Below are 545 nucleotides of genomic sequence, written 5' to 3'. Positions count from 1 at the left end.
CCGAGCCGGGGAAGATCACCGGCACGGTCTGGTTCGACTTCACCCGCGGCGGCCTGGGCAAGGAGGGCGCCATCGACCAGGGCGAGAAGGCGATGGCCGGCCTGAAGATCGAGGCGGTCAAGGACGGCAAGGTCCTCGCCCGGACCACGACGGCGGCGGACGGCAGGTACACCCTCCCCGCCAGGGCCGAGGGCGCCCAGCTACGGCTGCCCGCCTGGAACTTCGCCCAGCCCTACAACGGCGTGGACTGGCTCGGCCCGTCCCTGGTCACCCCGGCCGTCATCGGCGCGTACGTCTGGATCTGGGCCGGTTTCGCGATGGTGCTGATCGCGGCGGGGCTCGCGGGAGTGCCGCGTGAGCTGATGGAGGCCGCGCGGATGGACGGCGCCACCGAGTGGCAGGTCTTCCGGCGGATCACGGTGCCGATGCTGGCGCCGGTGCTCTCCGTCGTCGTCGTCACACTGATGATCAACGTGATGAAGATCTTCGACCTCGTCTACATCATCGCGCCCGGCCCCTCCCAGGACGACGCCAACGTACTGGCG

General features: G+C 70.1%; 1 protein-coding gene. It reads left to right on the top strand.

Annotated features, from left to right (window positions below):
* Positions 1 to 545 (top strand): ABC transporter permease subunit (locus GWI24_RS44630; RefSeq protein WP_210951699.1); only part of this gene is annotated, 545 nt, incomplete at both ends.

This window comes from Streptomyces sp. MK37H, from assembly GCF_018035285.1.
GTDB lineage: Bacteria > Actinomycetota > Actinomycetes > Streptomycetales > Streptomycetaceae > Streptomyces > Streptomyces endocoffeicus.
The sequence above is the reverse complement of the archived record's forward strand: the minus strand, read 5'-3'. Positions and strand labels throughout refer to the sequence as shown.